The organism is Prodigiosinella aquatilis (genome assembly GCA_030388725.1).
Classification (GTDB): Bacteria; Pseudomonadota; Gammaproteobacteria; order Enterobacterales; family Enterobacteriaceae; genus Prodigiosinella; species Prodigiosinella aquatilis.
In genome coordinates, this window is the sequence record CP128857.1 from 372,463 (window position 1) to 386,446 (window position 13,984).

Consider the following 13,984-nt stretch of genomic DNA (forward strand, 5'->3'; position numbering starts at 1 on the left):
AGATGGCTTTTTCATTTTACGACAACCCAATGCGTATGTTTTGACAAGTTATGATTCAAATTATCGCAAGTGCTCATTATAATTGGCAGATAAGCATAATTTGGGCGGAGCCAGCATGACTGAATCACAGCGTCATAATGCCATTATTGATTTTTTGCAGCGGCAAGGGCAGTTCACCGTTGCCGATATTATTGAACAGTTCGCTATTTCTCCGGCCACGGCGAGACGGGATATCAACAAGCTCAACGAGTTAGGTAAATTGCGCAAGGTACGTAATGGTGCAGAAGCCGTAAGCCTGCCGCGCCCGACATGGACGCCACTGAATATTTATCAGGCGCAGAATGTAGATGAAAAAATGCGTATCGCCAGAGCGGCGGCCGAACTTTGCCGCCCAGGGCAAAGCGTGGTGATTAACTGTGGCTCCACCGCTTTTCTGCTGGGGCAGGAGATTTGTGGCAAGGATATTCAGGTCATCACGAATTATCTGCCCCTGGCAAATTACCTGATTGACCAGGAACACGACAGTGTGGTGATCATGGGCGGGCAGTATAATAAAAGTCAGTCCATCACCCTTGCCCCGCAGGACGGAGACGCCAGCCTTTATGCCGGACACTGGATGTTTACCAGTGGTAAAGGGCTGACGGCCGAAGGGTTGTATAAAACCGATATGCTGACGGCAATGGCTGAGCAAAAGATGTTGAATTTTGTCGGCAAACTGGTAGTGGTGGTGGACAGCAGCAAGGTCGGCGAACGAGCGGGTATGCTGTTCAGTCGTGCCGACCAGATTGACGTGGTTATCACGGGCAAACAGGCGAATCCGAACATCGTGCAGCAACTGCGTGACCAGAAAGTTGACGTCATTTTGGTATAACCTCGCATTCAACTGGGTTTCCTGCCACGGTAGGTGAGTTAGAATGGTCACAGTCTGGTAACAATGAGGTTGGGTGATGGAACAATTTGAAGCGATCGATATAGAACGAGCCTATCAGCGTTGGCAGCAAGGGGACGTGTTGGTAGACATTCGTGATCCACAAAGTTTTGGTGCTGCCCATGTGCCTGGTGCAACTCACCTGACCAATGAAACGCTGGCCGATTTTGTTCGTCAGGCCGATATTGAGCAACCCGTCATGGTGATGTGCTATCACGGTATCAGCAGTCGTAACACCGCGCAGTATCTGCTGAGCCTGGGGTTTGAATCTGTGTATAGCATTGACGGTGGGTTTGATGCCTGGCAGCGCCGCTTCCCACAGGACGTGGTGGGAGCCTGATAATCACCTAGGTATGGCGTGTCAGCCACGCCATACCCGTCCGTCACGTACTTATTCCTGAATCGGTTTTCTGACAAACAAACCGTAGCTTAATGCCCCCAGCATGAGTAGTCCCGCGCCGAGGAAAAAAACGTCGGTAAACATACCGGTGGTATCAAGAATGATACCGGTGATGATCGGCGCACTGGCAGCCCCCAGGAAACCACCAAAATTCTGAATCGCTCCTAACGATGCCACCTGGTCTTTGGGTGCGATATCGGTTGCCAGTGTCCAAATTACGCCAGAGGGCAGTTGAGAGCAAAAATACCCTAGAGAGAGCAGTAAAATGGTGAACGTGTTGTTGTGCACAAACGGGATTGGTGCGACAAAACAGGCAGCCAGGGCCGCTCCCAGCACGATGGGGATTTTGCGAGAAGTAATGGCACTTATGCCGTGCCGTATCAAGCGATCCGAGATTACACCACCACACAAGACGCCGACGATGCCAGCAAAGAAGGGGATTGACGCAATCCAGCCAGTCTGTTTCAGGCTGAAACCCAGCGATTTTTCCAGGTAGCTGGGCAACCAGGTTAGATAGACCCAAATGGTAAACATGATTGAGAAGTTGCCCAGAATCATAAACCAAGTGGTTTTGTGCCTGAACAAGTTACTCCAACTGCGTTTATTGTCCTGTGGTTCCTCTGTTGCCTGAATAAAGGTGTTGGATGGAGTATGAATCTCTTTCTCTTCTGCCGGGGTAGGTTCACGGTAAAACTTCAACCAGGACAACAACAAGGGAATTCCCGTCAAGCCAATGGCGATAAACATGCCGCGCCATCCTAGGGTTAATAGCAATATGGTCAATATAGGGGGGGCGACAGCATTGGCGATCTGTGAACCGGTATTAATAATCGCGGTGGGTAGCCCGCGTTCCTGATCTGAAAACCAGCGATGGGTAATTTTTATACCGGATGTAAAAAAAGGTGATTCGGATACTCCTAGTAACATGCGTAATCCATAAAACATGGAATAACCATTAATAACCCCGGCCATGATAGTAACAGCGGACCATAACCCTGCAGCCCAGGAAAACATTTTTCTGGGCCCAAATTTATCTACCAGCCAGCCGGCAGGAAGATTAGCGATGGCATATGGCCACAGAAATGCAGATAGCAGCATGCCCATTTGTGTTGCACTGAAACCAAATTCTTTAGCAATAGTGGTATTTGCAATACTTAAATTGGCTCTATCGAGATAATTAATCACGGCGGACATGAGAAGGATAAATATAATTCCCCAGCGTAAGCGTGTCACTGGGGAATTTTTTACTATGGTACTATTTTCAAGGGTAGTAGAGGTCGCGTTATTCATGATGGTCAGCCATCCATAAAAAGGATTCTGTGAGTTTCAGTTACTATTCTGCGAATAAAAGATGTGCCATATATTAAGGATTCAATTGTTCATTCCCTGGCGAATCTTTTCCTGATAATGCGCTGTACCTTGATGTATCTGGTCGAGGATAACGCTCAGTGCCCAATATTTTTCCAGCACGTCATCTTTATTCGAACGGCAGAATTCATGATGAAATGTACCTAAACGCTGGTGATAAATTTTGGCATTCTTGGGATAACCCAATGTCTCTGTCACCGCGGCGAGGGATAAGAATGTTGCTAACTCTTGGGTGAATGGCGATGAATCCTGACGATGGGAATAGAGCCATTTATAGAGCTCGGGATGGAAATTGGTAAATACGCCGCTGAATCCTTTCGACCCGGCCTGCATGGCAGGAAAAGCAATGGCGGCGTTGGCGTTAATAATATTCAGTGGGGTGTCAGCTGTCAGTTTTACCCGGCGCGCCACGGTTGGCAGATCGCAACTGACATCCTTCAATACCACAAAGCGACCGGTTTGCGCGCAATGGACTAGCTCTTCGTCGGTCAGCAAGCGACGATAAGGCGCTGGGCATTCATACAGACCAAGCGGCAGCGTTGCTGGTAGCGCTTCCAGTAGCGTGTGCAATGTGCTGAAAAAGGTATCACTGCCCTGATGCATGGGGTCAAGATGGTTAGTAACCAGCACTAGTGCGTCAATACCGGTTTCTGCCATGGCGGTCAGTTCGTTTATCTGGTCGTTGATGTTATCGCTGATGTGACCAGAGGCGATAACCGGACAGCGCCCCGCGACTTTTTCAACCACAAAACGTGCCAGATCTACTCGTTCTTGCAAGCTCAGAAACAGCATTTCACTGGATTGGCATACGGCAAACAAGGCATCGACGTCCTTTTCCAGATACCACTCGATAAGTCTTTCCAAACCGGGATAATCAATACCGTTGCCCGCGTTAAATGGGGTCAGCATGACGGGGACAATACCTTCGATAACGTTCATTTTTACTCCTTACGGCTAACAGATTCAGAATGGGAAATTTAAGGACAACATATACTCAGTGCTGGGAAAGACGGGCCGCGACCTGTTGATGGGTCGGCATGTTGGATGCGCCTTCTCGTTCAACGGATAATGAAGCAAAAGCGTTGGCGTAAGTGGCGGCTTGTACAACGCTTTGGCCAGCAGACAACGCGGCGGCAAAGGCACCGTTAAAGGCATCTCCGGCACCAGTGGTATCAATGCTGACGGCAGGGAAAGCTGGAATATGCTGAAATTGCTGTCCGTCGAAAATTAATGCTCCCTGTGAACCCATGGTAATGATGACGCGGGGAACTCCGAGAGCATGGATTTTCTGTGCGGCCGCTTTGGCACTGCTTAAATCGTTGACTTCAATGTTGGAGAGTAACGACGCTTCTGTTTCATTAGGCGTGATGACATCAACGTAATCCAGGCAGGAAAGTACATCACTTGAATAAGGTGCTGGATTGAGAATGATTTTTGTATTTAGCGCCTTGGCTAATTTCATGACACTTAATAGGGATGAAAAATTATTCTCCAGTTGCAGTAGCAATACGTCTGAGTTTTCAAGCTCAGGCATGATCTCTGCAATTTCTTCGTCGGTAATGGTTTTATTTGCGCCGGGATAGATGGCAATCATATTTTCGCCATTCTGTTGGGAAACATAAATAATGGCGTTCCCTGTGGGCTCGGTATCAGACTGATAAAGTTTAAAGGAATGTATTTCCGATTTGGAAAGATGTTCATAAGCAAAATGACTGAATTGATCTTTTCCTACTTTTGAGACGAAATGCACTTTTGCACCAGCACGACTGGCAGCTATCGCTTGATTAGCGCCTTTACCTCCCGGTCCTAATGCGCTTCCCTGAGCCAATAGTGATTCCCCTCCTTTGGGGAATCGTTCGACTCTGGCAATGATATCCACATTAAAAGAACCAAGAATACAAACTTTACCATTCATCGTATTTCCTTTATTTTTTATGGCAGTATTTCTTTCCGAGTTTTTATGCTTTTTAATAAAACTTCAAAATCTTTCCCGGTCTCAGTAATTAGTTCTGATTGCAAGTGCCGTCGTATAACCATGGCGCCGCCATGGCAACGTTGAATTAAATTCCGGCTAGCTAACACATTTAAATCACTGCGTATGGTTTCTTTAGTAACGTCAAAAAGGTGTGCTAAATATTTCACACTGGCACGATCATATTTATCCAGATATTCTAGAATCTTATTTCGCCGTTCTTCAAGAAACATAATATTCACGCCTCCCTATTGAGATTAAGTGAGCGGTATTGGCTAAAAAGTGACTGTGATCATAGGTTGTCGGACTAAACGGAAGTAAACAAAAATCAGCACAAAATATGTCAATGCGTGAACAGGTTGTTATGGGAAATAAAATAGAAGGATGGAGAGATGTGACGAGCATCACGCATACAGGGTAAAGTGTAATAGCTATAGTTGACCATTATGCTGAATTGATAGTGATATACCCGCCATCTTTCACATTGTCGGTGCTTCGCCTGCCCTCAGTTGCTCGGTCCATCCCTGAATCTCGCACTTTTAGGGCCACGACAAGCCACGTTCAAATATATTCCTGGCAGGCTTGCCACCCGGTTCCAGACTTGCGTAAGCTCCTGGGGATTCATTCGGTTGCTGCTTTCCTGCATCTGAAATTTAGTGGGTATACGTGTTTTAATGTCAGTTTTATTGAGATCGATAAACGAGGATGTTGCAGCAGCTATGATCCGAATTATTGCGTTATCGAATCCCCGCTTGGCTCAGGCGTTTGTTGATTATATGCATACGCAGAAAGTCAAACTTGTGATGCATATGAACGGGAACGAGGCCGAGTTGTTATTGCCTGATGAAAAGCAACTGGTGCGGGTACAACAGGAATTGGAACAATTTTTACGTGAACCTCACCACAAGCGCTATCAGGCGGCCAGTTGGGAAACCGGCTCTACCAAATCAGGACTCCGTTATCAGTCGTTTTCTTATCTGCAAATCGTGTGTCAAGGCGCCGGTTTGCTTACATTGTCTGTGATGGTGGTGACCATCGCCGTTTATCTATTGATGCAAATCTATGGTGTGAACCGCATTATGCCTCTGCTGTCCTTCCCTGGCCCAGGACAGGGGTTCCAGCTTTGGCGTTGGTTTAGCCATATCCTGTTGCATTTCTCACCGCTGCACATTCTGTTTAATCTGTTGTGGTGGTGGTATCTGGGCGGTCCAGTAGAGAAAACGCTGGGTACCCGTAAGTTGTTTGTCATCCTGTTACTGTCGTCGGTCGCCAGCGGCTGGGTACAATCATGGTTCAGTGGTATTTATTTTGGTGGCTTGTCTGGAGTGGTTTATGCCCTGATGGGTTATGTCTGGCTGAGGGGTGAGCGAGAACCACATGGTCACTTGCATTTGCAGCGTGGTTTGATGGTATTTGCGCTATTGTGGTTGGTTGCCGGGTATTTCAATATCTTAGGCATGTCCATTGCCAATGGGGCACACGTAGCGGGTCTGGTCATCGGGCTACTGATGGCTTTTTGGGATACACGTAACAGGCAGCGGTAAAATCAAATGTTTGAGAGGGATGAATGTGAAGCAAACACAACGGCATGATGAGATTATTGAACTGGTGCGTCGGCAAGGGTACGTCAGTACCGAAGAGTTGGTGGAACATTTCGCTGTCAGTCCGCAAACTATTCGCCGTGATCTTAATGATTTGGCTGAACAGAATAAAATTCATCGCCATCACGGTGGCGCGGCGTTGCCTTCCAGTTCAGTAAATACCGCTTATCATGATCGTAAAATGATGTGGTCGGATGAAAAAAACCGTATTGCCAGGAAGGTTGCCAGTCAGATTCCCGATGGCGCCACACTTTTTATTGATATCGGTACCACGCCGGAAGCGGTTGCCCATGCGCTCATGAATCATAATGACTTGCGTGTGGTTACCAACAACTTGAATGTGGCAACGTTGCTGACGGCCAAAGAGGATTTTCGTCTTATCCTGGCTGGCGGAGAGGTCCGTAGTCGTGATGGCGGAATTATGGGGGAAGCCACGCTGGATTTTATTTCCCAGTTCCGGCTGGATTTCGGCATTTTGGGAATTAGCGGCATTGACATGGATGGGTCATTGCTAGAGTTTGATTACCACGAAGTCCGCACCAAACGGGCGATTATCGAAAACTCCCGTTGTGTGATGCTGGTGACCGACCACTCTAAGTTTGGCCGAAATGCTATGGTCAATTTGGGTAATATGGACTTGATCGACTACCTTTTTACCGATCAATTACCACCATCCAGTGTGCTGAAAATTATCGAGCAGCATAAGGTACAGTTGGAGTTGTGCTAATCCCGACGTGCCTTTTTCCATCACACAGACAGAGGAGAGAGGCGCGATGTCTTCGTCTTCATTTAATCCGTTACAGTTCGCGTCCACCCTGTTGCGCCAGCAGCAGGCTTACGGTGTTTCAGCCCTTGGCGAGTTATCTCCTCGCCTGTGCTGGCGGGTGATAAGTGCTGCACTTTCAGAGCAACTGATGGCGTTGACGTTTTCTCCTAAACCGCTGCCATCAGCTTCTGGCAAGACGGTATCCTCTATCGATAAACCGGTGCTGCGTCATGTCAATTATCTGTCAATGGAGTTTTTGCCTGGGCGTCTGACCGGGAATAATCTGTTAAGCCTTGGCTGGTATGACGATGTCGCTAATGCACTGACAGAGCATCAATTGGTATTAAGCGATGTTCTGGAACAAGAAATCGATCCGGCGTTGGGTAATGGCGGGTTGGGGCGTTTGGCGTCCTGTTATCTGGATGCGATGGCGACGGTTGAGCAACCCGCCATCGGTTATGGCTTGAATTATCAATATGGCCTGTTTCGCCAGCACTTTGAAGATGGATTTCAGTGTGAAACACCGGATGACTGGCAGCGAAACGATTATCCGTGGGCACACCCGCGTCCGGAACTGTCCACGGCAGTCGGTTTCGGCGGCCATGTGGAACGGCAGCCCGATGGCAGTGAGTGTTGGTTGCCAGCGCTGAGGCTAACAGGAGAAGCCTGGGATATTCCGGTTATTGGGTATCGTAATGGTATCGTACAGCCGTTGCGGCTATGGCAGGCGACTGATCCGGATCCGTTTGATCTCTCCTTGTTCAATGCTGGTCATTATTTGAAAGCCGAGCAAAAAGGGATCGCAGCCGCCAGTCTGACCAAGGTGTTATACCCGAATGACAATCATCAGGCAGGTAAACGTTTGCGTCTTATGCAGCAATATTTTCAGTGTGCTTGTGCAATGGCGGATATCCTGCGCCGACATGTGCAAGCCGGTCTGGAATTGACGTCGCTGCCTGACTATGAAGTCGTGCAACTAAACGATACCCATCCGACACTGGCGATCCCGGAAACCATGCGTCTGTTGATGGATGACCACCAGATGTGCTGGGATGACGCCTGGCAGATTACCTGTCGTTTGTTCGCTTATACTAACCACACGTTGATGCCGGAAGCGCTGGAGCACTGGGACGAAAGGCTGTTTCGTCGGCTGCTGCCACGTCATTTCGCTATCATCAGGGAAATCAACGTGCGCTTTAAGATCCTGGTTGATCAGCGCTGGCCGGGAGATCGAAACGTCTGGGCGCGCCTGGCGGTGTTGCATCACCGCCAGATCCGCATGGCAAATCTGTGTGTGGTGGCTTGTTTTGCGGTTAATGGCGTGGCGGAACTGCACTCCGAACTGGTGATAAAAGACCTCTTTCCCGAATACCATCAGCTCTGGCCGGGGAAATTCCATAATGTGACTAACGGGATCACGCCGCGCCGCTGGCTTAAACAGTGTAACCCGTCGTTGTCGGCGCTGATTGATGAAACGCTGGGCGCCGAATGGGTGAATCATTTACCAGCACTGGAGGGCTTGGTTCCCTTTGCGGATGATGCAGGGTTTCGTCAGCGTTACCGGCAGATAAAACAGGATAACAAGTTGCGACTGGCGACGTTTCTGACCCGGGAACAGGGGCTGATTATTGATCCGAATGCGCTGTTCGATGTGCAGATTAAACGTTTACATGAATATAAACGTCAGCATTTGAATTTATTGCACATTCTCGGTCTGTACCGACAATTAAGAGATAATCCACAACTGGATATCGTGCCGCGCCTTTTTCTGTTCGGCGCCAAGGCGGCACCGGGCTATGTATTGGCGAAAAATATCATCTATGCCATCAATTGTGTGGCAGATAAAATCAATCGTGACACACGGTGTAATGACCGTCTGAAAGTCGTATTTCTACCAGATTATCGAGTATCGATGGCAGAACGTATTATTCCTGCCGCTGATGTATCTGAACAGATTTCGACGGCAGGCAAAGAAGCCTCAGGTACTGGGAATATGAAGTTGGCGCTCAATGGAGCACTGACGGTTGGTACTCTTGATGGGGCCAATGTGGAAATGTCGCAGCAGATAGGAGAAGAAAATCTATTTATTTTCGGCCATACCGTTGATCAGGTTAAAGCATTGGTAAATCAGGGGTATGAACCGTCACGTTACATCGCCGATAATGCATTGTTAAAAGACATACTAGATGAGCTTGCCAGTGGTGCTTTCAGCCAGGGCAATAAAGACGCCTTTGCGCCTTTGCTGAATAGCTTGCTGGAGAATGGCGATCCCTACCTTGTCCTGGCTGATTTCGCTCCTTACTGTCAAATACAGCAGCGTGTGGATACGCTCTATCGTGAACCGGATGAATGGACGCATCGTTGTGTACTGAATACCGCCAGAATGGGGATATTCAGTGCTGATCGGGCGATTCATGATTACCAGAAACGCATTTGGCAAATGCGTTGTTAAGGAATAAATAAAATGGTACTAAAGGCGAAAAAGGCCGTATCCCAGCAAGTGGGAATTGCGGAGACTTATACCGATGCTTACGGCAATGAACAGGTGATAGCCAGAGAGATTAAAGAAAAACTACTGCAAATACTGGGTGATAGTAACGATAAGCAGGCACCGGTGCCGCCAGTGAAAGTGTTTCGGCAGGGGGAGCAGACAGTGGTGCCGCTGGCAGGTCAAGGCGAATACCATTGGGCGTTCAGTTATGAAAAAGGCGGCATGATCGAAGGTCAGATCACCGGTGGTACAAAGTTGGTACTGCCTGACAATCTTCCTCTGGGATATCACCAACTGACATTGATGCAGAATAATCAGCAATGGTCATGCCGCTTGATTATCGCTCCGCTATGTTGTTATGAGCCTGAACCCCTGGCGCAGGGGAAACGCTGGTGGGGGGTAACCATCCAGCTTTACACCCTGCGTTCTCAGAATAACTGGGGTATTGGTGATTTTGGCGATCTGAAAGTTTTGGTAGAACAGATCGCCAGGCGGGGCGGGGCCTTTGTGGGACTTAATCCTCTGCATTCACTCTATCCGGCAGATCCAGAGGCGGCCAGTCCTTATAGCCCTTCATCCCGTAACTGGCTGAATATCGTCTATATCGATGTGAATCAGGTTGATGATTTCCATCAGAGCGTGAGTGCTCAACAATGGTGGCAGGAAGAAGAAACACAACGCACGCTGTCTGCTGCTCGTGCCAACCGCTGGGTCGATTATGATGTTGTGACCACATTGAAACTCACCGCACTGCGTCTGTCATTTCAGCATTTTAATCATCGTAGCCAGCTGGATCCGCACATTATTGCATTCCAGCAGTTTGTGAAAGATGGTGGTAAAAGCCTGGAGCAGCAAGCGACCTATGATGTACTGCAAGCTTATTTGAATCATCAGGGTGAAAACTTTATTGACTGGTTGCACTGGCCTGAAGGTTATCGGGATGTACAAGGGGCGGCGGTTAGCGCGTTTCGGCTAAAGCATGCTGACGATATTGCCTTTTATAGTTGGCTACAGTGGTTGGCGCATGAACAACTGGCGGAATGTTTTGCTCATAGCAAGCAACTGGGGATGCCTATCGGTCTGTATCGAGACCTGGCTGTCGGTGTCGCGCGGGGCGGAGTCGATACCTGGCATGACCGGCAAACTTACTGTCTGGAGGCCAGTATCGGTGCACCACCGGATGCGCTGGGCCCGATGGGTCAGAATTGGCAACTTACGCCGATGAGTCCACAACAGTTACAGCGATATGGTTACCAGCCCTTTATTGATGTGATTCGCAGCAACATGGCCCATAGTGGCGCATTGCGTATCGATCACGTCATGGCGCTGCTGCGTTTATGGTGGATTCCGCATTCAGAACCGGCTGTGAATGGCGCTTATGTCTTTTATCCGGTTGATGATTTGCTGGCCGTATTGGCACTGGAGAGTCAGCGGCAACGCTGTCTGGTGATTGGTGAGGATCTGGGTACGGTTCCAGACGAGATTGTTGGCAAGCTGCATGACAGCAAGATCTACTCCTATAAAGTGCTGTTTTTTGAAAAAGATAAGCAGAATCGTTTTCGTGCGCCGGAGGACTATCCCCGCCGGGCGATGGCCACCATTACTACTCACGATCTGGCGACACTGCGTGGTTACTGGCAGGGTGTGGATTTGACACTTGGCAAAGATCTCGGTTTGTACCCGAGCCCCGAGATCTTGCAGGAACAGATAAAGGCGCGTGAAAAAGCGAAACAAGGGCTATTGGATGCCTTGCACGCACATGGATTGTTGCCGCAACGGGTAGGGCGCAATGCCTCGCTAACAACCATGAGCGCTCAGCTTAATCGTGGTGTACAGCGTTATCTGGCTGACAGCAATAGTGCGTTATTGGGTCTGCAAATTGAAGACTGGCTGGATATGGCAACCCCGGTGAACGTACCGGGAACCGGGCGAGGGGAATATCCGAACTGGCGGCGTAAGCTGAGCAGGACGCTGGATTCTGTGTTTGATGACCGCTATCTGGAACGTTTGATCCGCGATATTGATCTGCGTCGCGGTGAATCTATGCCCCGATCAGCGAATAAACGTAAAAAGAAATCAGAAAGCCAGTGAATCGGTAATTGGCTAGCGTCAATCCTGCGAATATTACATTGCCGCTACAGCCGATGAACTAAAAAATAATGTTAATCAATATGTTGTAGTTTAGAAAGATACCTTTTCGCCAGGATAATAATCCCGATATTACCAGCAGCAATCTGTCCCAGGTTAAGGACAGATTGCTGAGCGGGAACATTTATACAAAAAAATCAGTAGTAGGAGTGTTCGCCGCGCTGGTGTTCAGTGAGATCCCGGACGCCTTTCAGCTCTGGGAATTTCTGTAGTAACTCTTTCTCAATACCTTCTTTCAGCGTGTAATCCACCATGGAACAGCCGTTACAGCCGCCGCCGAATTGCAGGATGGCCAAATTGTCATCGGTAATTTCCATCAGTGTAACGCGACCACCATGACCGGCCAATTGCGGGTTAATCTGAGATTGCAGCACGTATTCTACGCGCTCCATCAGTGGGGCATCATCGCCCACTTTACGCATTTTGGCGTTAGGCGCCTTTAGCGTCAGTTGGGAACCCAGTTGGTCGGTAACAAAATCGATCTCGGCATCTTCCAGATAAGGCGCACTGAGTTCATCCACATAGGCGGACAGTTTTTCGAATTTCAGCTCGGTATCACTAGCTTCAACGGCATCGGGTGGGCAGTAGGACACACCGCATTCCGCATTGGGTGTGCCGGGATTGATAACGAAGACACGAATCTGCGAGCCTTCTTCTTGTTTTGCCAACAGTTTGACAAAATGCTCCTGAGCTGCGTCAGTAATATGGATCATAATATTAACTCAATAGTTGACTATGCTAGTGGGTTATAATACGCCCATCCTGCCCGGAACTACAAGGTGCGGCATAAACACCAAATCTGCACGCAGGACGCACCTTGAGTCAGCAATACTCGGCTGATTTCGGCGGCGGTACTGCCGGTCGTAACCACATCATCCAGCAAAACAACCCGCTTCCCCACCAGTGATACGTTACAGTCAAACGCATTGCGTAAATTCCTGCGCCGGGTGGTGGCATCCAGCTCTTGCTGTGGTCGCGTTTTGCGGGTGCGCGTCAAGGCATGGGGGGAATAATCACAGCCTAGCCAGTGGGCTAACGTCGTCGCGAGCAGTTCTGTCTGATTAAATCCTCGCCACCAGTGGCGTTGCTTGTGTAGCGGTACGGTAAACAACATATCCGGCCTGAAAAAAGTGTCTGGCATGCTCAGAAAGTCGTGCCGGTAACGCTTCTGCCACTGTAGCAGGATCAGCCTGGCCAGTGCAGGCGCCAGCTCGATACGTCGCTGGAACTTGAACTGCTTGAGTAGCGTGTTCACGGGTGGCTGATAGTCGCTGACGAACAGCAGGGCATGCCATGGGGGGGGTTTTTGCAGACAACGACCACAAACAAGAGATGAAGAACTGGCCGGCAGACCGCAGCGTGGGCAACAGGTCGGTGGTGTTGGCAGGTGACGCAGACAGTGACTGCAAATACCATGATGGCTATGATAGATCGGTTGCTGACACAACCAGCATCGCGCCATGAAAGTGAACATAACCTCTTCCTTGATGAAGATAACATCGCACAACATTTTCGGAGTGGACAATAACGCATGGAGACATTGTATTGGAATACGGAAGGTTCGGGAGATTGCGAACTTGTGCTGCTGCACGGATGGGGACTGAATGCCCAGGTATGGAATGGCATAGTAACGCGATTGTCGCCGCATTTTCGCCTGCATCAGGTGGATCTGCCGGGATATGGACAAAGTCAGGGATATGGCCCGATGCCGTTAGCGGAGATGGCCGCGCATGTCTTGGCGCAGGCACCGCAGCGAGCCGTGTGGTTGGGGTGGTCACTGGGAGGATTGGTCGCCAGTCAAATCGCTTTGATGGCACCGGAGCGGGTTAGCGCGTTGATTACGTTGGCATCATCTCCTTGCTTCAGTGCCGGGACGGACTGGCCGGGTATCAAACCGGAAGTGTTGGCGGGTTTTCAACAGCAGCTCAGCGACGATTTCCAGCACACGATAGAACGTTTTCTGGCGTTGCAAACGCTAGGTACTGATAGCGCGAAACAAGATGCCCGGTTGTTGAAATCAGTGGTAACCGGACAACCGGCTCCCAGTGCTGAGGTGCTGATTGGCGGACTGGAGATGCTACGCCATGTGGATTTACGTCAGCCTCTGGCCGCGCTGCAACGGCCTTTTTTGCGTGTTTATGGCGGGTTGGACGGATTAGTGCCGCGGAAAGTGGCGGGTTTGCTGGATGCACAGTTACCACAATCGACATCAGTTGTGATACCTAAAGCCGCCCATGCGCCATTTATTTCGCACCCAGACATCTTTATTGAGCAGTTGTTGTCGTTTACCCATTCGTTATGTTAGACGCT

General features: G+C 49.3%; 11 protein-coding genes and 1 pseudogene. 7 read left to right on the forward strand and 5 right to left on the reverse strand.

Going from position 1 to position 13,984, the window contains the following annotated elements:
• Positions 1-115 precede the first annotated feature (115 nt).
• Both ulaR and glpE read left to right on the forward strand, forming a co-directional pair.
• On the forward strand, positions 116-871 hold the full coding sequence (gene ulaR, locus PCO85_01710) for an HTH-type transcriptional regulator UlaR (GenBank protein ID WJV54224.1): 756 nt from the start codon (positions 116-118) through the stop codon (positions 869-871).
• Positions 872-947: 76 nt separating this feature from the next.
• Positions 948-1,268, forward strand: coding sequence for a thiosulfate sulfurtransferase GlpE (gene glpE / locus PCO85_01715; protein ID WJV54225.1), 321 nt, complete (start codon positions 948-950; stop codon positions 1,266-1,268).
• Between the two features lie 51 nt (positions 1,269-1,319).
• Here the strand turns inward: glpE and PCO85_01720 are convergent, their stop codons facing one another.
• From PCO85_01720 to rbsK, 3 genes and pseudogenes are all read right to left on the reverse strand, one after another.
• Positions 1,320-2,618 (reverse strand): MFS transporter, encoded by a 1,299-nt coding sequence (locus PCO85_01720; protein WJV54226.1) that lies wholly within the window; start codon positions 2,616-2,618, stop codon positions 1,320-1,322.
• An 81-nt stretch (positions 2,619-2,699) separates the two neighbouring features.
• The gene (locus PCO85_01725; GenBank protein WJV54227.1) at positions 2,700-3,635 is read right to left on the reverse strand and encodes a dihydrodipicolinate synthase family protein; all 936 of its coding nucleotides are present in this window, start codon (positions 3,633-3,635) and stop codon (positions 2,700-2,702) included.
• Between the two features lie 55 nt (positions 3,636-3,690).
• A pseudogene (gene rbsK / locus PCO85_01730) lies at positions 3,691-4,901 on the reverse strand (ribokinase).
• Between the two features lie 486 nt (positions 4,902-5,387).
• On the opposite strand from rbsK, the gene glpG reads away from it, so the two are divergent.
• Genes glpG through malQ form a run of 4 tightly spaced genes read left to right on the forward strand, consistent with a single transcriptional unit; the run spans position 5,388 to position 11,617 of the window.
• Entirely contained in the window at positions 5,388-6,212 is an 825-nt protein-coding gene (glpG, locus tag PCO85_01735; GenBank protein ID WJV54228.1) for a rhomboid family intramembrane serine protease GlpG, read from the forward strand.
• Between the two features lie 25 nt (positions 6,213-6,237).
• The gene (locus PCO85_01740; protein ID WJV54229.1) at positions 6,238-6,996 is read left to right on the forward strand and encodes a DeoR/GlpR family transcriptional regulator; all 759 of its coding nucleotides are present in this window, start codon (positions 6,238-6,240) and stop codon (positions 6,994-6,996) included.
• Positions 6,997-7,042: 46 nt separating this feature from the next.
• Positions 7,043-9,487 (forward strand): maltodextrin phosphorylase, encoded by a 2,445-nt coding sequence (gene malP / locus PCO85_01745; GenBank protein ID WJV54230.1) that lies wholly within the window; start codon positions 7,043-7,045, stop codon positions 9,485-9,487.
• Between the two features lie 12 nt (positions 9,488-9,499).
• The gene (gene malQ, locus PCO85_01750) at positions 9,500-11,617 is read left to right on the forward strand and encodes a 4-alpha-glucanotransferase (protein WJV54231.1); all 2,118 of its coding nucleotides are present in this window, start codon (positions 9,500-9,502) and stop codon (positions 11,615-11,617) included.
• Positions 11,618-11,811: 194 nt separating this feature from the next.
• Here malQ and nfuA read toward each other — a convergent pair whose 3' ends face one another.
• Positions 11,812-12,387 (reverse strand): Fe-S biogenesis protein NfuA, encoded by a 576-nt coding sequence (gene nfuA / locus PCO85_01755; GenBank protein ID WJV54232.1) that lies wholly within the window; start codon positions 12,385-12,387, stop codon positions 11,812-11,814.
• 59 nt (positions 12,388-12,446) lie between these two features.
• Positions 12,447-13,148 (reverse strand): DNA utilization protein GntX, encoded by a 702-nt coding sequence (gene gntX / locus PCO85_01760; protein ID WJV54233.1) that lies wholly within the window; start codon positions 13,146-13,148, stop codon positions 12,447-12,449.
• 57 nt (positions 13,149-13,205) lie between these two features.
• On the opposite strand from gntX, the gene bioH reads away from it, so the two are divergent.
• Positions 13,206-13,979: a pimeloyl-ACP methyl ester esterase BioH gene (bioH, locus tag PCO85_01765; GenBank protein ID WJV54234.1), complete on the forward strand. Its 774-nt coding sequence runs from the start codon at positions 13,206-13,208 to the stop codon at positions 13,977-13,979.
• The last annotated feature ends 5 nt before the right edge of the window (positions 13,980-13,984 follow it).